The organism is Burkholderia sp. L27(2015) (assembly GCF_009765705.1).
Taxonomy (GTDB): Bacteria; Pseudomonadota; Gammaproteobacteria; order Burkholderiales; family Burkholderiaceae; genus LMUX01.
This window is the reverse complement of the sequence record NZ_LMUX01000015.1, coordinates 1-21,744: the sequence shown is the minus strand read 5'-3', so window position 1 is coordinate 21,744 and position 21,744 is coordinate 1. Positions and strand designations below refer to the sequence as shown.

Below are 21,744 nucleotides of genomic sequence, written 5' to 3'. Positions count from 1 at the left end.
CCGATTGTCAGTCTATTGACAGTATCCGGTCATCTTCCACTGTCCGCCTTTCCGGCCCCACGCCTATATACGGCGGCGGTTCTGCCATATCGACACGACGCGCGCGTGAACTGGCACGGTGCATGCTTTAAAGATGCTTGATATATCAGAGTTGATATATCAGAGCGGTGCCCTCGGAACATTCGAACCCCTACGACGATAACCAACGGCCCCTTCCCCATTTTGCGTGCCTCGCGATCGGCTCCGGCCGGCTCAGCGCGATAGCGCGCTTTACCCGAAAGAGTTATGAACACACCGACACGAAACTTCGAGACCATCGGATCCGTGCAATCCACGACGTCCGCCGGCACCCGGTGGCTCCAGTTGCTACTCGGCCTGATTTGCATGATGGCGATCGCCAGCCCGCAATATGTCTGGACGCTTTTCACCAAGCCGCTCTCGGCCAAACTCGGCATTGCGCTGCCCGAGCTACAGGTCACCTTCTCCATCCTGATCGTGCTGCAGACGCTGTTTTCCCCGTTCCAGGGCGCGCTCATCGATCGCTACGGCCCGCGCTTGCTGATCTCCATCGGCACCGTGCTGTCCGGCCTGAGCTGGGTGTTGGCATCGCAAGTGCACAGCACATCGATGCTTTACCTGACCTATGGCGGCTTGGGCGGTTTGGGTACCGGCATCGTGTACGTCGGCGTGGTCGGCCTGATGGTGCGCTGGTTCCCCAACCATCGCGGCATGGCGGCCGGTGCAGTGGCCGCGGGCTACGGCATGGGTGCGATCGTGACCACATTCCCGATCGCTTCGTCGCTCGAACAACGCGGCCTGGAGTCGACGCTCTGGCTGTTCGGCGCCATCTTCGCCGTGGTCGGCCTGATCGCGGCGCAAGGCCTGCGCACGCCGCCCGCGCTATCGGCTGCCGCTCAGGCGCAGGCCAGCAACGACTGGCGTCCGACGCAAATGCTGAAGACCCCGGTGTTCTGGCTGATGTTCCTGATGATGACGATGATGTGCAGCTCCGGCCTGATGGTGACCTCGCAGTTGGCCACCTTCGCGCGCGACTTCGGCGTGGGCAGCATGACCGTGTTCGGCTTGGCCGCCATACCGCTGGCCTTGACGATCGATCGCTTCACCAACGGCTTGACGCGTCCTTTTTTCGGCCTGATCTCCGATCGCTTCGGTCGCGAGCAGACGATGTGTTTTGCGTTCGCGCTTGAAGGTATCGCGATGGCGCTGTGGCTGGCGACGCGCACCGACCCGGTGTTGTTCGTCTTGCTTTCGGGTGTCGTGTTCTTCGGCTGGGGTGAGATTTTCTCGCTGTTCCCCGCAACGCTGACCGATACCTTCGGCGCGAGGTTCGCCACGGCCAATTACGGTTGGCTATATATCGCGTTCGGTATCGGTGCGATCTTCGGTGGCCCGCTCGCGGCACTCATGCATCAGCAAACCGGCAGTTGGGTGCCGGTGTTCGATACCGCCATCGCGCTGGATATCGCCACCGCGGTGCTCGCGATTTTCCTGCTTAAACCGCTGCGCGCACGCTTGATGGCGCGGCGGCTTGCCGGCGCGCGCTAGTCGGTCGCGGACATCCCGCGCGCCGCACCGCTCACGGTAAAAATCGATACGGTGCGGTTCAGCTTCTCCGCCTGCTCCTCGAGCGACTGCGCAGCCGCCGCAGCCTGCTCGACGAGCGCCGCGTTTTGCTGCGTGACATCGTCCATCTGGCCGATCGCCTGATTGACCTGTTCGATGCCGCGGCCCTGCTCGTCGGACGCGACCGCGATCTCACCGATGATTTCCGTCACCCGGCGCACCGCATGTTGCACCTGTGCGGTGGCCTGCCCGACCTCTTCGGCCTGAGTCGACCCTGACTGTATTGTTTCGACCGAACGTTCGATCAGGCCTTTGATCTCTTTGGCCGCCGCAGACGAACGCTGTGCGAGGCTGCGCACCTCGGTGGCAACGACCGCGAAACCACGCCCTTGCTCACCGGCACGGGCGGCTTCTACCGCCGCGTTAAGCGCGAGTATGTTGGTCTGGAAGGCGATGCCCTCGATCAGCGTGGTGATATCGGCAATCTTGGCTGAGCTCGCCGCGATCTCGCTCATGGTGCCGACCATACGTTCAACCACCGCCCGGCCCTGGTCGGAAATCGCCGCGGTGTCCGACGCCAATGTGCTCGCCTGCTTCGCACTCTCGGCATTTTGCTGCACGGTGGTGGTCAATTGTTCCATGCTCGCGGCGGTCTGCTCGAGCGAGGCGGCCTGCTGTTCGGTGCGCGCCGACAAGTCGATGTTCCCCGCCACGATTTCCCGGGAGGCCACGCTTACCGAATCGCTCGACGTCCGAACGTCGCCGACCACCTCCTCCATGCGTGTAAGCAAGCGGTTCAGCGCAACGGCGGTATGGCCGATTTCATCCATGTGCTCGACCCGCGCATGTCTGGACAGATCGAGCGAGGTGCTGACTTTTTGCAAAGTGCCCTGCAAGGCGCCAAGGCCGCGGCTGATCAGCCGATAAAGATGCAGTCCGAAGCCGCCGGTCAGCGCCAACGCGCCGACGACGATCGCCGTCAGCAGCCAGAACGCCAACTGATACGCCGTGGCGTTTTCCTGGCGCACCGCGTCGGCATGCTTGATGGTGTATTCGATATGCGCGTGCAGGCCGTCGTCGAGCGCCACCGCCGTGTTATGCACTAGACCCTGGTCGTGCAATAACGCCAACGCGCCATCCTTGTCGCCCGCGCGCCATTTTTCGAAAAAGCTCGAACGTGCGGCGCGATAGGCCGTCATGTGCGCCTTGTCCGCTTCCAGCAGCGCACGATCGGTGTCGTCGGCTATGTCGTTTTGCGCGTAATCGGCGATATGCGCGTCGAAGCTTTTGTCGGTATCGGCTATCACCTTCTGCATCGCCGCCTGGCTCGCAGTGTCTATCCCATCCACCACATACCGGTACACGGTCAGGCGCATCGTACCGACATCGTCGAGTGCCATTGAAATCGCCCTCAAACCGGGAACCGTCCGGGTTTCAAGACCATCCACTCGCTCGTAGGAATGGTGCAGCTGTAGCAAGCCATACCCTCCGACAAAAACCAGCGCGATGAGCGCGATGAACAACGTCAGGATCAAGCGTCGAACGATAGTCATAAAGCCTCGGAAAAATCGGGTAACGGCGCTGTTTAGAACATCGATGCACTCTTTAGATGCACGCTTGGCGCCGGCGATCATAGCAGGCGCGTGAAAACATTTTATGTCGGCGGTTGAATTCGCGCTGGCGCTGCCTAGCCCGAGCGCTTCGTGCGCCTAGCCGCACGGGAAGTTGCTCGTGAACCCGTATGTGAGCCCGCATGTGAACCCGCGTGTGAAGCAATACCCGCCACCAGGAAATCGATGAAAGCGCGCACGCGAGCGGCCAAATGCTGGCGGCTCGGGTAATAGACGAACAGGTCCGCGGGCGCCAGCGTGAACGCGGGCAGCACCAGTTTCAAGCGTCCGGTTTCCAGATGCTTGGCCAGATCCCACTCGGAGCGAATCAGGATGCCGTGGCCGTCAAGCGCCCAGCCGAGCACGATGTCGCCATCGTTGCTCGATAACGCACCGTGGACCTTGACCACTTCGCTCTTGCGATTGCGGGTAAAGCGCCAGACGCCATAAGCATTGTCGTTCTGCCGGTGAATGATGCAGCGATGCTGCGCCAGGTCGGCCAGCGTCTGGGGCTCGCCGTGCTGCTGCAAGTATGCCGGCGAAGCGCACAGAAAACGGCGGTTCGACATGATGCGTCGCGCGCTCAGCCGCGTGTCGGGCAGTTCGCCGAAGCGTATCCCCAGATCAAAGCCCTCCTGGACCAGATCGACCGGGCTGTCGGTCAACTGCAGTTGAATCTCCACCTCCGGATAGCGTTGCGCGAACGCGGAGATCAGCGGTGCGATGGTGGTGCGACCAAAACCCAGCGTCGCATTGACTCGCAACAAGCCACGCGGAGCCGCGCGGCTGCTCGTCACCAGATCGTCCATCTCACGAATCTCGGCAAGAATCCGCGTGGCATGCACCAGGTAGATTTCGCCTTCGCTGGTCAGGCTCACGCGCCGCGTGGTGCGATTCAACAGTCGCACGCCCAGGCGCTGCTCCAACTGAGCCAAGCGTTTGGTGGCAGCCGGGGGCGTGATGTCGAGCGCACGGGCGGCGGCCGAGAAATTCGCATGTTTGGCCAACAAGACGAAAAAAGTCAGCTCGGAAGCGGCATCGTTCTTCATACATCCCTTGATGTTTATTATTCACCAAAAGTAAATAATGGTATTAATTCAGGTGAATTATAGACAGGTGTTTCTTGGGTAGTCTAGGAGACACACCTGTCCTAATACCCGTTCACTACGAGATGTAGCCATGAAGATTGTCGAGATTCGCGAAAAAACCGTCCCCATCAGCTCCCCGATTCGCAACGCCTATATCGATTTCAGCAAGATGACGTTGAGCCTGGTCGCCGTGGTCACCGATGTGATCCGCGACGGCCGCCCGGTAATCGGCTACGGCTTCAATTCGAATGGCCGCTACGGCCAAGGCAAGCTGATGCGCGAACGTTTTATTCCGCGCCTGCTGGAAGCGGCACCGGAAAGCCTGCTTGACGACGCCGGCGACAACCTCGATCCGCACAAGATCTGGAATTGCATGTACACCAATGAAAAGCCGGGCGGCCATGGCGAGCGTTCGGTGGCAATCGGCACGATCGACATGGCGGTATGGGATGCCACCGCGAAGATCGCCGGCAAGCCCTTGTTCCAGTTGCTCGCCGACCGGTACGGCAACGGCACGCCGGATCGCAAGATTTTTGTCTACGCGGCAGGTGGCTACTACTACCCGGGCCAGAACCACGATGCGCTCAAGGATGAGATGCGCAGCTATATCGATCGCGGTTATACGGTGGTCAAAAAGAAAATCGGCGGCGCAACCCTGGATGAAGACCTGCGCCGCATCGACTCCATCCTCAGCGTGCTGCAGGACGGACAGAAGCTCGCAGTCGACGCAAATGGCCGTTTCGACCTGGACACCGCAATCGCCTACGCCAAAGCGCTCTCGCAATACGACCTGTTCTGGTACGAAGAAGCCGGCGACCCACTCGATTTCGAGCTGCAGGCCACCCTGCGCAATTACTACACGAACCCGATGGCGACCGGCGAGAACCTGTTTTCGATGCAGGATGCCCGCAACCTGATTCGTTACGGCGGCATGCGCGCCGATCGCGACTGGCTGCAATTCGACTGTGCGCTCAGCTACGGGCTGGTCGAATACCTGCGCACGCTCGACATGCTGCACGAGCACGGCTGGTCGCGCAAACGTTGCATCCCGCACGGCGGCCACCAGATGTCGCTCAATATCGCCGCGGGCCTGGGCTTGGGCGGTAACGAGTCATACCCGGACTTGTTCCAGCCCTATGGCGGCTTCCCGGACGGCGTGCGTGTCGAGCAAGGCTATATGACGATGCCGGACCTGGTCGGTATCGGCTTCGAAGGCAAAGCCGATCTCTACAGTGAAATGAAAAAGCTCGCCGAATAAGGGACCTGAAGCAGCGCCCCAAGCGCCGCGATCCAAGCTTCGAGAATCGACAATCAACGTAAGGAGATCAAGACCGTCTCACCGCATTGCAACGCAAACGGCCTGGTGCGGCCTGCTTTGTGAAAACCATAAAAAGCCGCACCAGAACGCCGGATAAAAAAATATTCCCGAAACATCGAGGAGACAACGATGCATAGTTCACGGCTCAAGACTATTTTTTCCAAGTTGTATTTTCAGATCTTGCTCGGCATTGTTGCGGGCGTGATCGTCGGCTACCTGGATCCCAAACTGGGTGTCGAACTCAAGCCGCTCGGCGATCTCTTCATCAAGCTGATCCGCATGCTGCTCGCGCCCATTATCTTTGCCTCGGTGGTGGTGGGCATCGCGAGGATGGGTAATATCCGCGAGGCCGGGCGTGTCGGGCTGAAGGCGATACTCTACTTCGAGATTCTGTCTACGCTGTCGCTGGTGCTCGGCATGATCGTGATCAACATCGTCAAGCCCGGCGTAGGCATGAACATCGACGCGGGGCATATCGACGCGGCCTCGATCACGAGCTACACCACCGTCGCGCAACACAGCACGATCACCGAATTCTTCATGAATATCGTGCCCAATAGCGTGGTCGGCGCATTCGCGCAAGGCGAGATGTTGCAGATCATTCTGTTTTCGATCCTGTTCGCGATTGCGCTGACGCGCATGGGCGAACGCGCGAAGCCGCTGGTCGATCTACTGGATCTTTTCCTGCACGGCATGTTCGGCATCGTCAGGATCGTCATGTATGTGGCGCCGATCGGCGCGTTCGGCGCCATCGCGTTCACCATCGGCCGATATGGCATAGGCACGCTCGCGTCCTTCGGCCAGTTGATGGTCGCGGTGTACCTGACTTGCGTGCTGTTCGTGGTGGTCGTGCTGGGCACGGTGATGCGCCTGTGCCGGATCTCGCTGTGGAGCTTCATGAAATACATCAAGGACGAGATCCTGATCGTGTTCGGCACGGCCTCGACCGAAGCGGTCTTGCCGCAAATGCTGATGAAGATGGAAGCGATGGGTTGCCAGAAATCGGTGGTCGGCATGGTGCTGCCTACCGGTTACACGTTCAACGCGGACGGAACCGCCATCTACCTGACGATGGCCGCGATCTTCGTCGCCCAGGCGACCAACGTGAACCTGTCGATCTGGGATCAGTTGCTGATCCTGGGCGTGATGCTGCTGACCTCCAAAGGTTCGGCCGGAGTGGCCGGCGCCGGCTTCGTCGCGTTGGCAGCCACGCTGTCTTCGATGCACAAGATTCCGGTTTCGGGCTTGGTGCTGCTGCTCGGTATCGACCGCTTCCTGAACGAAGCGCGAGCCGTCACCAACCTGATCGGCAACGGCGTGGCGACGATTGCGATTGCGCGCTGGGAAGGTGTGCTCGACGATCGTCAGGCGGCCGCGGCTTTGAGCGGGCGTACGCGTGAGGCGATACCGGCTGTCGAAGCCACCAAAGCTTGATCGCGCCTTAGCCGAGGCGCTCCAGTTTTAACCGAAACGCGCCAGCTTTAACCGATGCGCTCCAACAACGCACGCGCCGCAGCTGGCGCGCGCTCCTTCGCCCCGTTGATGAAGTAGACAAAAACGTCCCGTGACTTCCCCGCTGCGGGCGCCTTCTCTTCAACCCGCGGTAGATCGTCGGGGGCCGCGCCCTTGGCCCACGTCTGTGCCCGATCGGCCCATTGCTCCAGCGCCTTCGCCGCGTAGCCCGTCTTCCTCTCGGACTCGCTGCGCATCAATCGCGCGTACACAAAATCGCCAGTCAAATCGGGCACCATAGGAAATTTCTCGGAGTCGGTGAGCACGATCGCGGCCTTGTATTTGCGAGCGAGCTTGACGAACTCCGGCACCGCGAAAGATTCGTGCCGCACTTCCAGCGCATGCCGCAAGTGATGCGCATCGATTTTCTTCGGCAACAACGCAAGAAACGCTTCGAAATCCTCTGCATCAAATTGCTTGGTCGGAGCAAACTGCCAGACGATAGGGCCGAGCTTCTTGCCAAGCTCTGCGATGCCGCTCGTGACAAAGCGTTCGATCGATTCACCCGCCTCGCCGAGTACGCGACGGTTGGTTGCATACCGGGTCGCCTTGAGCGAAAAGACGAAGTCGTCGGGCACTTCGTCGCGCCACTTGGCAAACGTCGCGGGTTTCTGCGAGCCGTAGTAGGTGCTGTTGACTTCGATGGCCGTCATCTGACGGCTCGCGTAGGCGAGCTCTTTGGTGTGCGCCAGGCCTTCGGGATAGAACGTGGTCCGCCACGGTTCAAAGTTCCATCCACCGATACCCACGCGTATGTGTTGCGCCAGCGCGCCAGGCAATCGCTCGACTGATTCGTGGCACGTGCGCGGATCATCTGGCATGTGAACTTCCTGTGAGGTTTGCTGCAGGGCTTGTTACTAAGAAACGACCCGCTCGACGGGATGCTGATCCAGCCATGCCGACTCGCTGTCGTCGTAAAGCCGGGAGCGCGTCAGGAAGCGCAGGCCGGTCGGTCGTTCCAGCGAAAACATGCCGCCATTGCCAGGAACCGCATCGATAATCAGCTGGGTGTGCTGCCAGTACGCGAATTGGGATTCGCTCATGTAAAACGGGGCATCGCCTATCGTGCCGAGCTTGACGTCGACCGAACCCACCATGAATTCGTTAATGGGAAAGCACATGGGCGCGCTGCCGTCGCAGCAGCCGCCGGATTGATGAAACAATACGGGCCCATGCCGGGCCACCAGCGTAGCGAGCAATTCCAACGCGGCAGGCGTTGCGACCACGCGCTCTATCGTCTTCTCGGCCATCACGTATTCCTGAAAAGAGTTGGGGTCGGCCGCATCGCACCTGACACTGCGACGCGGCCGAACACCTGTTACATCGTGCCCCTCACCAACGCCATCATCGGCATCTAGAAAAAGCCCAGTGGCTTCTGGCTGTAGCTCACCAGCAGATTTTTGGTTTGCTGGTAATGGTCGAGCATCATCTTGTGATTTTCGCGACCGATGCCCGATTGCTTGTAACCGCCGAATGCCGCATGCGCCGGGTAAGCGTGATAGCAATTGGTCCACACTCGGCCAGCCTGGATCTGCCGCCCAAAGCGATAAGCACGCGTACCGTCGCGCGTCCACACGCCGGCACCGAGCCCATACAGCGTGTCGTTGGCAATTTCCAGCGCCTCTTCCTCATTCTTGAAGGTCGTAACCGACACCACCGGACCGAAGATTTCTTCCTGGAAAATGCGCATCTTGTTATTACCGCGAAACACGGTCGGCTGCACGTAATAGCCATTCTTCAACTCGCCGTCGAGCTTGTTGCGCTCGCCGCCGATCAGGCACTCCGCGCCCTCCTGCCGGCCAAGATCGATATACGACAGGATCTTCTCGAGCTGCTCCTGCGAAGCCTGCGCGCCTATCATGGTCGTGCTATCGAGCGGATGCCCCTGCTTGATCGCAGCGACGCGTTTGAGCGCGCGTTCCATAAACCGGTCGTAGATCTTTTCTTCAACCAGCACGCGGGACGGGCAGGTACAGACTTCCCCCTGATTGAGCGCGAACATCGCAAAGCCTTCCAGCGCCTTGTCGAAATAGCTGTCGTCTTGATCCATCACGTCGGCGAAGAAAATGTTCGGGCTTTTGCCGCCTAGCTCCAATGTCACCGGGATGATGTTCTGGCTCGCGTATTGCATGATCAGGCGGCCGGTGGTGGTTTCGCCGGTAAACGCGATCTTGGCGATGCGCTTGTTCGATGCCAGCGGCTTGCCCGCTTCCAGGCCGAAGCCGTTGACCACGTTCAACACGCCGGGCGGCAGCAGATCCTCGATCAATTCGATGAGGACCAGTAGCGACGCCGGGGTTTGCTCGGCAGGCTTGAGTACGACGCAATTGCCGGCCGCCAGCGCCGGGGCGAGTTTCCAGGTCGCCATCAGGATCGGGAAATTCCACGGGATGATCTGGCCGACCACGCCGAGCGGTTCGTGGAAATGATAGGCCACCGTGTCTTGGTCGATTTCCGAAAGCGAGCCTTCCTGAGCGCGTATGCAGCCGGCGAAATAGCGGAAATGATCGACTGCCAACGGCAGGTCGGCCGCCATCGATTCGCGTAAGGGTTTACCGTTATCGATGGTTTCGGCCACCGCGAGTCGGGTCAGGTTGGCTTCGATGCGATCGGCGATCTTGTTGAGAATATTCGCGCGATCCGCCGCCGAAGTGGCGCCCCACCCTGCCTTGGCGCGATGCGCGGCGTCGAGCGCCAGTTCGATATCGGCTTCGCGCGAGCGCGGAATCGAGGTAAACGGCTCACCGGTAATCGGCGAGATGTTATCGAAATATTCCCCTCCGGCAGGCTTCGTCCACTGACCGCCGATGAAATTACCGTATTGCTTCTTGTAGGGGAACTCGGCGTTCAAAAACTGCATTTCTGCATGATTCATGTGCTTGCTCCTTCCATATCGTTTTAACGTACTCGAGGCATGACACCCATCGACGGTGAACAGGGATATGCCAGATACCAGCCAGCAATGCGGTTGCCCTCGGCCCGGTGCGCACGGCGTTTGCCGGCGGCACTGAAATGGCGTTTCGCCGTGCGGTACGACAGGCTAGGCATTGCTACGTTTAGATACTGGAGAGCGTGGAATGTTCCGAAATGGAAGGGCACAGCGTGATGCGTTTGCGCGGACGCGAGCGCGTGTTCGATGAGGTTGACGGCGGGGTGAGGCAGGACGCCCAGAATGGCGCAAATGAAGGTACAAGCGAAGGTACAAGCGAGAATGCAAACGAAAGCACAAATAAAGAAACGCGCCGCCCCGCGGCGACGCGTCCAGGATCAAATCCGACCGGCCTGAGGCAGATCGACAGGGGCGGTCAGCCGATCAGCCCTTGCCGGTCTGCAGCGATGCGTCGAGCCGGGCAGCCCGCGCAGATGCAGATGCCGTCACCGTCGTCGACGTCGATGTCGCTTCTGGCCCCGTCACGGGCTCGCCCAGATACGGACGGTCCGGCCGGATCCAGCGCGTGGCAATCGGCCCGAGCAGCAGGAACAGGATAGACAGCGCGAACACCGGCTGCCATGAATCGGTACGATCGACCAGCCAGCCCACCAGCGGCGGCGACACCGAGGCGGCGATACCCAAACCGGTGTTCATGATGCTGCTCGACGTCGCGGCATGGTTAGGCGCGAGATCCATCGACACGGCCCACAACGGCGCGGTGACGAGCTCCGAGAGAAATAGCGCGGCGCCCAGGCACACCGCGGCAAGTGTCACCGTCGGGTGCAGGAACATCGGGACGAAAAATAGGATTGGGCTCAAGAATCCGAACGTAATCACGATCTGACGCGCGCGGCGAATATCTCCCGTTTTCCTGAAGAGAAAATCGCTGAACCAGCCGCCTAATGTGGTGCCCACCACGCCGCTCATAAACACGCCGGAACTGAAAATCGCCGAGTGCTTGATGTTCAGGTGGTACGACTGTGCGAAAAACGACGGCATCCAATTCAGGAAAAACCACAAGGTCCAGCCATGGCAAAAACTCGCCACCGTGGCCGGCCACAATGTGCGCAAAAGCGGCCGCCAGCGCATCGGCACGCGTGTCTTGCTGACCGCGGTTGGCAGGCGTGCGATGTCTGCGGGTGTGATGCCAGGGTGGTCCAGCGGATCGTCACGGTAATACCAGAGCCACAGCCCCACCCACGCCAGGCTTGCGATGCCCAGGACGACAAACGCGATGTGCCAGGAATAAGCGGCGATCAAGCCCGCGATCAGGATAGGCGTGGAGGCATTGCCCAGGCGTGCGCAAGCGTGCGTGATGCCTTGCGAGAAACCGCGCCGTTCGGGCTCCATCCAGGTGGTCAGTGCGCGGGCCGAAGCAGGCACGATCGGGCTTTCGCCCAAGCCCACGACAAAACGCGCCAGCAACAACGAGACCAAGCCGGTCGCAAAACCTGTGAGCAGCGTGCCGGCACCCCAGAGCACACCGCAGATGGCGAGCATCTTGCGCGAGCCGAGCCTGTCGGCGATAAAACCGCCCGGAATCATGGCGACTGCATACGTGACCGCGAATGCGGAAAAGACCAGACCGAGCTGTGAGTTGTTCAGGTGCAGATCTTTGCTAATGGCGAGAGCGGCCGTCGAGATATTGGTTCGATCGACATACATCAGAAACGACATGACGCACAGCACAATCAGTACGCCAGTCGCCGCGGAGAAGGTCCGCGTGCGCTTCGGTTGCATGGTGTCTCCTTCACGCGCACGTGACGGCGGTCGCCGTCACGTTTGAATAAGCTGCTGTATTTTTTTGTTTTTAGCTTATCGCGCGTTATTCGAGTACTTCGCCATGCACGCCGGCTGCCAGCGTTTTTGCTTCCCAGCGTTCCATCGGTACGACTTCCGCGACCGGGCCGTTCGGCGAGCGGAATTTCACCGGCAAGTGGCCAGGGGCCGTCAAGATTTCGCCGCCGTTTTTCTTGATCAAAGCGATGAACGCGTCGAGGTCTTCAACTTCCATGCCGATGTGGTGAATGCAAGGCGCCGGGCCTGCGAAATCTGCTTCATCGGCATTGGTTGCTTCGTAGTGAATCAGCGTCAAGTCCATGTAGCCGTCGGTCATGTGATGCGAAATATGATCGCCGGTTTTGCCCTTGCGGCGCACCGTATTGACGTGCTTGTAACCAAAGACGTTCTCGTAGAACGCGCGTTCCGTGTCGACGTTCTCTACTTTGAAAGCGATATGTTTGATGAAATTAGGCATGAATGATCTCCGGGGAATTTTTGCGTCAACCGTGGCGCAACGAGAAGAATCTTAGAATCACTTTTTTCTCACGTCAAGCGAATCATTCGAATGATTCGAATGGTAGTATGTTCCCTATCGTGACCCTGATGCGGATTTGGCAACCCCGTGGCAACTGCATGACAACCGCTGCGGCAATGACCGCGGTTATGACACTGCCCGCCTTGCCTGCTGCATAGCGGCCGCAACCTGTCGAGCCCTGATGATGATCCTGTATCCTTCTGGAATTCGGCGAACCTGATATGAATCATGCAGGTTCGATATTAAAAAAGCGCGTTGCGGGCCCGGTTTCGAGCCGGCCGGACGTGCCTTTAATCATTACTTTTTGCTCCGACACGATGCCAGCCCCTACGGGAGACCAACCCCTTTACGAAATTGTCCGCACGGGCATCATGGAACGACTACGCACCGGTAGTTGGGCCGCCGGCAATAAGATTCCGACCGAGCCGCAACTGGCGCAGGAATTCGGCGTCGGTATCGGCACCATCCGGCGCGCGGTGGAAGAACTGGTCGCGGAACGGCTGCTCATACGCCGAGCCGGGCGCGGTACGATCGTCGCCAAATTCACCGACCAACATGCGTTCGATCTGTACTTCAGCTTTACCGATACGCAAGGCGAAACGCTTGCGGTGAGTGCGCGCCTGCTGCGCTTCGGCAAAGAGCGCGCCACGCAGGCCTTGGCGACAACCCTGGAGTTGGAACGCGGCGCGCGGCTCGCGCGAGTCGAGAACTTGCGGCTGCGCGGCGACGTTCCCATCATGCTCGACCGGTTGTGGTTCCCACTCGATCTATTCCCGGGTCTCGACGCCGAAAGTTTCAGTGCGCGACGCGGATCGATTTATGGTTTTTATCAGGAGCGTTACGGGATTTCTGTAGTGCGGGTCGCCGAGAACCTGAGCGCGACGCTGGCCGAAGCCGATGTGGCGGAGATGCTGGGGGTGCAACCTGGTGCGCCCATTTTGAGGATCGAGCGCACGGCTTACACGTTCAAGGATAGACCCGTCGAATTTCGCATTCGCTTCGTCGATTCAACGCAGTGCTCATATCGAAATGTGCGCGGTTTGCAAGACTGAGATTCGACCGACCTGCTTTCGATTGGCCGCTGTTCGACCTGTATGCAGCCCTGAAAACGTATGTAGTGCCCGCACTCGTGCGCGGGCCTAACTCTCACTTGAAGGAACCATGATGAGCGACCAGACGAAAGCAACGGCGTTTCCAAAGACGCCCAATTTGACCCGCGATGTTGCGCGATTTATCGTGGACACACGCTACGCAGATTTATCCGAGGAAGTGATCGAACTGGGCAAGAAGTCCATCCTCGATGGGATCGGACTCGCGCTGGCCGGCTCGATTGCCGAAAGCGGCGAAATCGCTCACGCCTATTTGCATAAACTGGGCCTCACTAGCGGGCTCAGTAGCGGGCCCGCCACGGTCATCGGCACGGCCCTCCATGTGCCGGCTCGCTTCGCCGCTTTCGTCAACGGTGTCGCCATACACGCCGACGATTTCGACGACACGCAACTCGCGGTGGCCAAGGATCGCGTGTATGGGCTGTTGACCCATCCGACCGCCCCTGCATTGCCGGCCGCGCTGGCAAAGGCGGAAGAGACCGGCAGTTCCGGCGCGGCGTTGATGCTCGCGTACCACCTCGGCGTCGAGGTCGAGTGCAAGATTGCCGAAGCGATCGCACCGCGCCACTATCAGGATGGCTTTCATGCGACGGCCACCTGCGGCACCTTCGCCGCTGCCGCCGCTGCGGCCAAGCTCGACGGCCTCGACCTCGACCAAACGCTGTGCGCGCTGTCCATCGCGGGCAGCCAATCCGCCGGGCTGCGTGAAAATTTCGGCACGATGACCAAGCCGTTCCATGCGGGTCGCGCGTCTGAGAGCGGTGTAGTCGCAGCGGAATTGGCCGCGATGGGATGGACGGCAACCGACAAAATCCTGGAAGCGCCGCGCGGCTTCTTCCATGCTGCGGGCGGCGGCTACAGCCCAGACGCGATTGTCGGACGGCTCGGCAACCCGTGGACCATTGCGTTTCCCGGTGTGTCGATCAAACCGCATCCGTCGGGTTCTTTGACGCACCCCGGCATGACGAAGATGCTGGAACTCATCGCCGAGCATGGTCTGACTGCGGACGCCGTCGAGAGAGTGGATGTGGGTACGAACCACAACATGCCGAACACGCTGATCCACCGCCGCCCGCAGAACGAACTCCAGGCCAAATTCAGCATGGAATTCAGCATGGCGATCCTGCTTTTGGATGGCAAGGCCGGCCTGCTGCAATACACGGACGCGGTGGTGCAGCGTCCCGATGTACAGGCGATGCTCGAACGCGTCAATTTCCATGTGCATCCGGAAGCCGAGGCTGCGGGCTATGACAAGATGACAACCATCATCGACATCCATATGAAAGATGGCCGCACGATTTCAGGACGCGCCGATTTCGGCAAGGGCAGCCCAGCCAATCCGATGAACTACGAGGAAGTGGCCGAGAAGTTTCGCGGTTGTGCCGAAGCCGCCCGTTGGCCTGCGGCAAAAGCGACGGCGATCATCGAGACCGTGCGTCGATTGGAGACGCTGGCCGATATTCATGAACTGACGGCGCTGTGCACGCGGACTTGATGCTCTACTGGGCTTTCAGGCCCGCCCCTTGTATAACGCCCTGCCACTTCTTCGCATCGTCCTGCATGACCTGGGCAAACGCTTGCGAACCGCTGCCGACCGGCTCGCCGCCCAGCTCGGCGATGGTCTTGCGCAAGTCCGGGTCCTTCAGGTCCTTGATGACCTCTTGCTGTAATTTCATCACGATCGCAGGCGGCGTATTTTTTGGCACCACCAGCCCTTCCCAGCCTTCGACCACCACGCTCGGGTATCCCAGCTCGACAAACGTCGGCACATCCGGGTAGCTAGTGGCGCGGCGCGTGCCCAGCGTGGCGATCAAACGCAATTGACCTGAAGCGATCAGCGGCGCCGCAGTGGGCAAGGTCGAAAACATCAGGTCGGTTTGACCCGATACCAAGTCGATGATCGCCGGGGCTTCGCCTCGGTTCGGCACTTGCTGCATCTTGATATGCGCCTTTGCGGAAAATAACTCCGCGCCGAGCTGGTTCAAGTTACCGACGCCACCAGAGCTGTAATTGAGGCCACCGGGCTTGGTCTTGGCGAGCTTGATCAAGTCCGCCACGGTCTTTACCGGCGAGGCCGCATTGACCACCAGACCAAACAAGATGATGTGCGTTTGCGCGACCGCGGTGAAATCCTTGAGCGGGTCGTACGGTATGTGGTCATACATGAACTGGTTGACCGACATCGTGCTCGGCACCACGGCCAATATCGTGTAGCCGTCGGGCTTGGCTTTCGCGACGTAGTCGGTGCCGATGATGCCATTCGCACCGGGGCGGTTCTCGACATAGACCGAGGTGCCCAAGCCCTCGGTCATTTTCTGCGCGACCTTGCGTGCCACCAGATCGACGCCCGACCCGGGCGCCTGCGCGACGACCAGCCGGATCGGACGCGATGGATAGTCGTCCGCGTAGGCAAGCGTCACGTTCATGCCGGTGGTGAGTATCGTTGCGCAAAGGAATGCGCGGGTGAGGCGCCGCGTCAAGGGGGTCGCTATCATGGGTCTCCTTTATTTTTAGTTAGTGCGGATCTTTCAGTGAGACAGCAATAAAATCGACGAACGCGCGGATACGCGTCGATAGCTGGTGCCGCTGCGAATACACCGCGAAAATGTCCGCGTTCGGCGTTTCGTAGTCAGGCAATATGCAAACCAGATCGCCGCTGTCCAGATAATGCCGGATATCCCACTCGGCGCGCATCAGTATCCCATGGCCGTCCAGCGCCCACTTCACCGCGATCTCCCCGTCGTTGGTCGTCAGGTTGCCTCGAATCTTAACGGTATCGGTGCGGCGCGTGCTGCCCCGCCCACTCGACAAGCGCCACACCCCGTAGGCTTCATCGCCTTGGCGTATGCCGATGCAGTTGTGCTTCGTCAGGTCGTGCGGCGTCGCCGGTGTGCCATGCGTCTCGAGGTACGCGGGCGAGGCGCATAGCAGCCGCCGGTTAAGCGCAATGCGGCGGGCAATGATCCGCGTATCGGGCGGCTCACCAAAGCGGATGCAAACATCGAAGGTATCGTCGCTAAGCGGCGGTGGGCTCGCCGACAACTGCAGTTGCAGCGTGACCTGCGGATATTGAGCGACGAAACGGGAAATGGCGGGCGCCACGTGACTGCGTCCAAAACCCAGCGTCGAATTGACTCTGAGCAGACCTTTCGGCTGCTCTTGCGAACTGCCCAGCAATTGGGCCAGATCGTCGATGTCGTCGAGGATGCGTCGCGCGTGCGCGAGATATAGCTCGCCTTCCGGTGTGAGACTCATGCGCCGCGTGGTCCGATTGACGAGCGAGACGCCAACGCGCGTTTCCATCAGTGCCAGATGCTTGCTCACCGCCGCGGCCGTAATCCCCAGCTCGCGGGCGGCCGAGCTCAGGCTATCGCAGCCAGCCAGCGTCGAAAAAAACCCCAAATCCAACGGATGTATCGTCTCCCGCATCTGCCTGACCTTGCTCCGATTTATGAATTCAAGTTAAAGATGCTTTTAGTTTAGCACCGATCTTATCGTTCTAAACACCGGTAAAGTCATGCGATTGATCAACCCACATTAAGGCTGGAAACACCATGAAGACATATCGCATCGCGACCATTCCTGGCGACGGTATCGGCAAGGAAGTCGTGCCTGCGGGGCAGCAGGTTCTGGAAGCACTGGCTAAGGCAAGCGCTTCTTTCAAATTCGAGTTCGAGGATTTCGACTGGGGCGGCGACTACTACCGCAAGCACGGCGTGATGATGCCGGCGGACGGCCTGGATGCCTTGCGCGACAAGGACGCGATTTTGTTCGGCTCGGCCGGCGATCCGGATATTCCCGATCACATCACGCTCTGGGGTCTGCGCTTGAAGATCTGCCAAGGTCTCGACCAGTACGCGAACGTGCGTCCGACCCGCATCCTGCCCGGCATCGATGCGCCGCTCAAACGCTGCACCGCTGAAGATTTGAACTGGGTGATCGTGCGCGAAAACTCGGAAGGCGAATATTCCGGTATCGGCGGCCGCGTCCATCAAGGCCATCCGATCGAAGTAGCGACCGATGTGACGATCCTCACGCGCGCGGGCGTCGAGCGCATCCTGCGCTTTGCGTTCCGTCTTGCACAGTCCCGTCCGCGCAAGCTATTGACGGTGGTCACCAAAAGCAATGCACAGCGCCACGCGATGGTGATGTGGGACGAAATCGCCAACCAGATCGCGAAGGAGTTTCCGGACGTCAAATGGGACAAGGAACTGGTCGACGCCGCGACGGCACGGATGGTCAACCGCCCCGCGTCGCTGGACACGATCGTCGCCACGAATTTGCATGCCGACATCCTCAGCGATTTGGCTGCGGCCTTGGCAGGCAGCCTGGGCATCGCACCGACCGGCAACATCGACCCGGAGCGCCGCTATCCGTCCATGTTCGAGCCTATCCACGGCTCAGCCTTCGACATCATGGGTAAAGGACTGGCCAACCCGGTCGGCACATTCTGGTCGGTCGTGATGCTGCTCGAACATCTGGGCGAATTTGCCGCTGCCAAGCAAGTGATGCAGGCCGTGGAAGCCGTGACGGCCGATGTATCGCTGCATACGCGAGATCTCGGCGGCAAAGCGACCACCGCCCAAGTGACGGCGGCCATGTGTGCGCATCTTGCCAAGGCGGAAGCCATGGCTGGCTAAAGCATCCCACTGAAGCATCCGACCGAAGCGTCGGTTTGAAGCACCCGGTTGAAGCCGCCAATAGAGCAATGCTCAACCTCCCAGAAGGAGACAAATGACTACCGATATCGAAGCACGCGTTTCGCGCAAGATCATGCTGCGCATCCTCCCGTTCGTCATGCTGCTGTATTTCGTCAGCTTCCTCGATCGCGTCAATGTGGGATTCGCCGCGTTGACGATGAACAAGGCGATCGGTTTATCGCCGACGGCGTTCGGTTTTGGTGGAGGGATCTTCTTTCTCGGCTATTTTCTGTTCGAGGTTCCCTCCAACTTGATCCTCCATCGTGTGGGGGCTCGGCTCTGGATTGCGCGGGTGATGGTGACGTGGGGCATCGTCTCGGCGGCGTCGGCATTTGTCATCGGCCCCAACAGCTTTTACGTTCTGCGTTTTCTGCTCGGGGTTGCGGAAGCCGGTTTTTTCCCCGGCATCATTCTTTATTTGAGCCTTTGGTTTCCTGCGCGGCAGCGCGCAGTGGCCGCCGCCTGGTTCATGGCGGCAGCGCCCATCTCGACTGCGATCGGCTCGCCCATATCGGGCGCGATCATGCAGATGCCCTCGATTGCGGGGCTTGCTGACTGGCAACTGCTCTACATCATCGAGGCTGTGCCGGCGATCATTCTGGGCTTTGTGGTGCTGAAGTACATGACCGATGCACCGGCTCAGGCGCAATGGTTGCAACCGGATGAGCGTGTATGGTTGGAGGCAACCTTGCAAGCGGAAGCGCAGGCTAACAAGTCGCACGCGGGCCATTCCTCGGGAGCGTGGCGAGCGCTGCGCGATCCTCGGGTACTGGTGCTCGCGTTGATTTACTTCGGTACGTCGGCGGGGCTTTATACGCTCGGTCTGTGGGCACCGCAAATCATTCGTCAGTTCGGCTTTACCTCCTGGCAAACCGGGCTGCTTAATGCCATCCCAAGTGTGATCGCCGTCGTGGGCATGATCGTCTGGGCGCGTCATTCCGATCGCAAGGAAGAGCGTACCTGGCACGTCGTCATTCCTTGCGTACTCGCGTGTCTGGGCTTTGTGCTCGCGGGTCAGGCTCAGACGGCGCTGTGGGTGATCGTGGCGCTGACTGTCGTCAATCTGGGGATCAGTGCGGCCAAGGCGCCGCTTTGGGCGATGCCTACGATGTTTCTGTCGGGCGCCGGGGCTGCTGCGGGTATCGCGATGATCAATGCGATCGGGAATGTCGGCGGGTTCGTCGGTCCGTTCGCGATTGGTTGGATCAAGGATAAGACGGGGAGCTATGCGGGCGGCTTGTATGTGGTGGGTGCGACGTTAGCGATTTCGGCGGTGCTTACGGTGATGCTTAGTAGGCAAAAGGTAGCTATCGAATCTGCAGATGCTGCCTGACGCGTTCGATCACGCCATCCCAATCGCCGAGCGCGGTCTGCCTGAATAAGCGCATCGACGGATACCAAGGGCTATCGTCGCGCTCGGTCAACCAACGCCAATCCGGGCCGTAGGGCAACAAAACCCATACCGGCCGGCCCAACGCACCGGCCAAGTGCGCGACCGCGGTATCGACCGTGATCACCAGGTCCATGCAGGAAAGCAAGGCCGCGGTATCGGCAAAATTCTGCAATCGGTCGCCGAAATGTGCGACGCCGTGCTGCGCAAGCCATGGCGCTTGCGTCGCCTCGTCGCGTAGCAGCTTCTGCACGCTCACGTACTGCATGGGGATGTCCAGCAGCGAAGCCAACGCCGTCAATGGCAACGAGCGATTACGATCGTTGCTGTGTTCGGGGTTACCACTCCACGCCAAGCCGACCCTCGCGTGAGCGGGCTTCTTGCCCAAGCGCGTTTCCCAGCGTCGAATCCTGGCGTCCTCGGCGTGCAGGTATGAAGCTGGGGCCGGGATGTTTTCGAGCGTGGTCGCGCAAGCCAATGGCAGGCTTAGCAACGGGCATTGATAATCGAACTCCGGCAAGGCCTCGCCCTGGGCAAATACTTGCGCGATATCGGCTATATCCGTCGATTGCAGGATCAGTGACTTTAGCGCCGGCTGCACTTCGAGGATCACATGGGCACCACGCTCGGCCACAAGCTGCGCATAGCGACAAAACTGGATGGTGTCGCCGAAGCCTTGTTCGGCGTAGAGCAAGATGCGCTTGCCCGACAACGGGAGCTGTCCGTGCCATAGAGGCTTACTTTGGAGCTGAGTCGGAGGCTGACGCGTGGGCTGCCCCAAGGATTGCTCGAAACGGCGAACATGCGGCAGCATATCCGGCGTCTTGAAACGCCATTCATACTTTTCCCAGCCCACTGCCATGTCGCCGACCAACAAGCGACACAGGCCCTCGTTCATATGCGCCACCGCATGCTCGGGATCGATGTCGAGCGCGGCGATATAGCTGGCCAGCGCTTCGTCATAGCGCCTCAACGCGCGCAGCACATTGCCGCGGTTGCACCACGCTTCGGGATAGGCCGGTTTGAGCGCAAGCGCGCGATCGTAATCGCTCAACGCTTGCGCATACCGAGCGAGCTCGCCCAGCGTGTCGCCACGGTTGGTCAGGATCTCGGCCGAATCGGGCTGTAACAGCAGCGCCTGGTTGATCGCCGCGAGCGCTTCGTCGTAGCGCCTCAAAGCACGCAACGTGCTGCTGCGATGGGAGATCGCCTGGCAGTAATCGGGGGCGATGGCCAACGCCGCGTCGTAGTCCACCAACGCACCGTCGAGGCGGCCCAGGTCGAAGAGCACATTGGCACGATTGAACAGAAGCACCGCAGACCGCGCATCGAGCGCGAGGCCACGGTCGAAATCGTCGAGCGCCTCGTCAAACCGGCGCAGCTCACGCAGCACATTACCGCGATTGGCCAGTACATCAGGGCGATCCGGCTTGAGCGCTAGCGCGCGGTTGTAACTGGCCAGCGCTTCTTCACGGCGCCCAGCATCCCGCAGCGTGTTGCCAAGATTCGAGAGCGCTTCGACGAAGTCAGGCCGCAACGCCAGCGCACGCTCGAAGCGCACGATGGCCTCGGGGTATCGCCCCAGCTTCTGATAAGCGCTTGCGAGATTCGAGTAGGCGTAGGCGTTCGATCGCTCGTGCGCCAGTGCCTGCGTAATCAGGTCGATGGCGCGCAAGGTCTGGCCGTTCTGCAGCGCGATCACGCCCAGGAGATGCAATGCGTCGAAATGCTCCGGTTGCTGCTGAAGCACAATTTGATAACCGGCTTCGGCCTCGCTTAAACGCCCCTGTTGATGCAGCGCCAGCGCCTGCTGCAACTGCGCCGCCGCAGACACCATAGACGGCGCGGCGGCGGGCGATTCAGGGAAAGCGTCGGCGAGAGGTCCTGTGTCCATATGCGTTGTGTAATCCGGCGGTCCGATCGACACGCTCATCGACCGAAAGATTACAGCAAATTCTATGGAACCCGGCCGTTAATCCGGTGCCTTTATCCACCTGATTGAGCGGGACTTCATTGTGTTGCACCCAGCCGGCGGTCGCTGCCCTGATCAGCCTAGTGGTCCGCTTCGCCAGCAAGTTCTACAGCGCCGCTGAGCCAACAGCCGGCATGCGGGCCGTCTGCGGGATTCGCGAACCGCACGCTGATCTCCGACGGCCGACCCATGGCTAGCCCTTGCTTCACGGT

At 60.1% G+C, this 21,744-nt stretch carries 17 protein-coding genes; 7 read left to right on the top strand and 10 right to left on the bottom strand.

Annotated features, from left to right (window positions below; translation table 11 throughout):
- The first annotated feature begins 285 nt into the window (after positions 1 to 285).
- Positions 286 to 1,566: an oxalate/formate MFS antiporter gene (gene oxlT, locus GSQ77_RS07560; protein WP_158900677.1), complete on the top strand. Its 1,281-nt coding sequence runs from the start codon at positions 286 to 288 to the stop codon at positions 1,564 to 1,566.
- Here oxlT and GSQ77_RS29755 read toward each other — a convergent pair.
- The gene (locus GSQ77_RS29755; RefSeq protein WP_158900675.1) at positions 1,563 to 3,137 is read right to left on the bottom strand and encodes a methyl-accepting chemotaxis protein; all 1,575 of its coding nucleotides are present in this window, start codon (positions 3,135 to 3,137) and stop codon (positions 1,563 to 1,565) included. The two genes, oxlT and GSQ77_RS29755, sit on opposite strands and share 4 nt — an antisense overlap.
- 134 nt (positions 3,138 to 3,271) lie before the next feature.
- Complete coding sequence (locus GSQ77_RS07550) at positions 3,272 to 4,243, bottom strand: LysR substrate-binding domain-containing protein (protein WP_158900673.1); 972 nt, start codon at positions 4,241 to 4,243, stop codon at positions 3,272 to 3,274.
- 130 nt (positions 4,244 to 4,373) lie between these two features.
- On the opposite strand from GSQ77_RS07550, the gene GSQ77_RS07545 reads away from it, so the two are divergent.
- Both GSQ77_RS07545 and dctA read left to right on the top strand, forming a co-directional pair.
- Positions 4,374 to 5,540 (top strand): mandelate racemase/muconate lactonizing enzyme family protein, encoded by a 1,167-nt coding sequence (locus GSQ77_RS07545; protein WP_158900671.1) that lies wholly within the window; start codon positions 4,374 to 4,376, stop codon positions 5,538 to 5,540.
- A 189-nt stretch (positions 5,541 to 5,729) separates the two neighbouring features.
- Complete coding sequence (gene dctA, locus GSQ77_RS07540) at positions 5,730 to 7,034, top strand: C4-dicarboxylate transporter DctA (protein ID WP_158900669.1); 1,305 nt, start codon at positions 5,730 to 5,732, stop codon at positions 7,032 to 7,034.
- 47 nt (positions 7,035 to 7,081) lie between these two features.
- Here dctA and GSQ77_RS07535 read toward each other — a convergent pair whose 3' ends face one another.
- The 5 genes from GSQ77_RS07535 to GSQ77_RS07515 form a co-directional block, all read right to left on the bottom strand.
- Positions 7,082 to 7,933 (bottom strand): DUF72 domain-containing protein, encoded by an 852-nt coding sequence (locus GSQ77_RS07535; protein ID WP_158900667.1) that lies wholly within the window; start codon positions 7,931 to 7,933, stop codon positions 7,082 to 7,084.
- A gap of 36 nt (positions 7,934 to 7,969) precedes the next feature.
- A complete protein-coding gene (locus GSQ77_RS07530; protein ID WP_158900665.1) occupies positions 7,970 to 8,362 on the bottom strand; it encodes a DUF779 domain-containing protein in 393 nt (130 codons plus the stop codon).
- Positions 8,363 to 8,466: 104 nt separating this feature from the next.
- Positions 8,467 to 9,987 (bottom strand): aldehyde dehydrogenase, encoded by a 1,521-nt coding sequence (gene adh, locus GSQ77_RS07525; RefSeq protein ID WP_158900663.1) that lies wholly within the window; start codon positions 9,985 to 9,987, stop codon positions 8,467 to 8,469.
- A gap of 438 nt (positions 9,988 to 10,425) precedes the next feature.
- Positions 10,426 to 11,784: an MFS transporter gene (locus GSQ77_RS07520; protein WP_158900660.1), complete on the bottom strand. Its 1,359-nt coding sequence runs from the start codon at positions 11,782 to 11,784 to the stop codon at positions 10,426 to 10,428.
- Positions 11,785 to 11,869: 85 nt separating this feature from the next.
- Complete coding sequence (locus tag GSQ77_RS07515; RefSeq protein ID WP_158900658.1) at positions 11,870 to 12,301, bottom strand: VOC family protein; 432 nt, start codon at positions 12,299 to 12,301, stop codon at positions 11,870 to 11,872.
- A gap of 377 nt (positions 12,302 to 12,678) precedes the next feature.
- On the opposite strand from GSQ77_RS07515, the gene GSQ77_RS07510 reads away from it, so the two are divergent.
- Both GSQ77_RS07510 and GSQ77_RS07505 read left to right on the top strand, forming a co-directional pair.
- Positions 12,679 to 13,413: a GntR family transcriptional regulator gene (locus GSQ77_RS07510; protein ID WP_158900656.1), complete on the top strand. Its 735-nt coding sequence runs from the start codon at positions 12,679 to 12,681 to the stop codon at positions 13,411 to 13,413.
- Between the two features lie 112 nt (positions 13,414 to 13,525).
- On the top strand, positions 13,526 to 14,965 hold the full coding sequence (locus tag GSQ77_RS07505) for an MmgE/PrpD family protein (protein WP_216854863.1): 1,440 nt from the start codon (positions 13,526 to 13,528) through the stop codon (positions 14,963 to 14,965).
- Positions 14,966 to 14,969: 4 nt separating this feature from the next.
- On the opposite strand, the gene GSQ77_RS07500 is transcribed toward GSQ77_RS07505, so the two are convergent.
- Positions 14,970 to 15,965: a tripartite tricarboxylate transporter substrate binding protein gene (locus GSQ77_RS07500; RefSeq protein WP_158900652.1), complete on the bottom strand. Its 996-nt coding sequence runs from the start codon at positions 15,963 to 15,965 to the stop codon at positions 14,970 to 14,972.
- 19 nt (positions 15,966 to 15,984) lie between these two features.
- The gene (locus GSQ77_RS07495) at positions 15,985 to 16,899 is read right to left on the bottom strand and encodes a LysR family transcriptional regulator (protein ID WP_158900650.1); all 915 of its coding nucleotides are present in this window, start codon (positions 16,897 to 16,899) and stop codon (positions 15,985 to 15,987) included.
- Positions 16,900 to 17,024: 125 nt separating this feature from the next.
- On the opposite strand from GSQ77_RS07495, the gene GSQ77_RS07490 reads away from it, so the two are divergent.
- Both GSQ77_RS07490 and GSQ77_RS07485 read left to right on the top strand, forming a co-directional pair.
- Complete coding sequence (locus tag GSQ77_RS07490) at positions 17,025 to 18,110, top strand: tartrate dehydrogenase (RefSeq protein WP_158900647.1); 1,086 nt, start codon at positions 17,025 to 17,027, stop codon at positions 18,108 to 18,110.
- A 94-nt stretch (positions 18,111 to 18,204) separates the two neighbouring features.
- Positions 18,205 to 19,503 (top strand): MFS transporter, encoded by a 1,299-nt coding sequence (locus GSQ77_RS07485; protein ID WP_158900645.1) that lies wholly within the window; start codon positions 18,205 to 18,207, stop codon positions 19,501 to 19,503.
- Here GSQ77_RS07485 and GSQ77_RS07480 read toward each other — a convergent pair.
- A complete protein-coding gene (locus GSQ77_RS07480; protein ID WP_158900643.1) occupies positions 19,478 to 21,454 on the bottom strand; it encodes a tetratricopeptide repeat protein in 1,977 nt (658 codons plus the stop codon). The genes GSQ77_RS07485 and GSQ77_RS07480 overlap by 26 nt on opposite strands.
- Between the last annotated feature and the right edge of the window lie 290 nt (positions 21,455 to 21,744).

Coding starts and splice junctions, on each gene's coding strand:
- GSQ77_RS07480 (WP_158900643.1), bottom strand. CDS start 21,454: ATGGACACAGGACCTCTCGCCGACGCTTTCCCTGAATCGCCCGCCGCC.
- dctA (WP_158900669.1), top strand. CDS start 5,730: ATGCATAGTTCACGGCTCAAGACTATTTTTTCCAAGTTGTATTTTCAG.
- GSQ77_RS07510 (WP_158900656.1), top strand. CDS start 12,679: ATGCCAGCCCCTACGGGAGACCAACCCCTTTACGAAATTGTCCGCACG.
- GSQ77_RS07520 (WP_158900660.1), bottom strand. CDS start 11,784: ATGCAACCGAAGCGCACGCGGACCTTCTCCGCGGCGACTGGCGTACTG.
- oxlT (WP_158900677.1), top strand. CDS start 286: ATGAACACACCGACACGAAACTTCGAGACCATCGGATCCGTGCAATCC.
- GSQ77_RS07530 (WP_158900665.1), bottom strand. CDS start 8,362: ATGGCCGAGAAGACGATAGAGCGCGTGGTCGCAACGCCTGCCGCGTTG.
- GSQ77_RS07495 (WP_158900650.1), bottom strand. CDS start 16,899: ATGCGGGAGACGATACATCCGTTGGATTTGGGGTTTTTTTCGACGCTG.
- GSQ77_RS07485 (WP_158900645.1), top strand. CDS start 18,205: ATGACTACCGATATCGAAGCACGCGTTTCGCGCAAGATCATGCTGCGC.
- GSQ77_RS07550 (WP_158900673.1), bottom strand. CDS start 4,243: ATGAAGAACGATGCCGCTTCCGAGCTGACTTTTTTCGTCTTGTTGGCC.
- GSQ77_RS07505 (WP_216854863.1), top strand. CDS start 13,526: ATGAGCGACCAGACGAAAGCAACGGCGTTTCCAAAGACGCCCAATTTG.
- GSQ77_RS07500 (WP_158900652.1), bottom strand. CDS start 15,965: ATGATAGCGACCCCCTTGACGCGGCGCCTCACCCGCGCATTCCTTTGC.
- GSQ77_RS07545 (WP_158900671.1), top strand. CDS start 4,374: ATGAAGATTGTCGAGATTCGCGAAAAAACCGTCCCCATCAGCTCCCCG.
- GSQ77_RS07515 (WP_158900658.1), bottom strand. CDS start 12,301: ATGCCTAATTTCATCAAACATATCGCTTTCAAAGTAGAGAACGTCGAC.
- GSQ77_RS07535 (WP_158900667.1), bottom strand. CDS start 7,933: ATGCCAGATGATCCGCGCACGTGCCACGAATCAGTCGAGCGATTGCCT.
- adh (WP_158900663.1), bottom strand. CDS start 9,987: ATGAATCATGCAGAAATGCAGTTTTTGAACGCCGAGTTCCCCTACAAG.
- GSQ77_RS07490 (WP_158900647.1), top strand. CDS start 17,025: ATGAAGACATATCGCATCGCGACCATTCCTGGCGACGGTATCGGCAAG.
- GSQ77_RS29755 (WP_158900675.1), bottom strand. CDS start 3,137: ATGACTATCGTTCGACGCTTGATCCTGACGTTGTTCATCGCGCTCATC.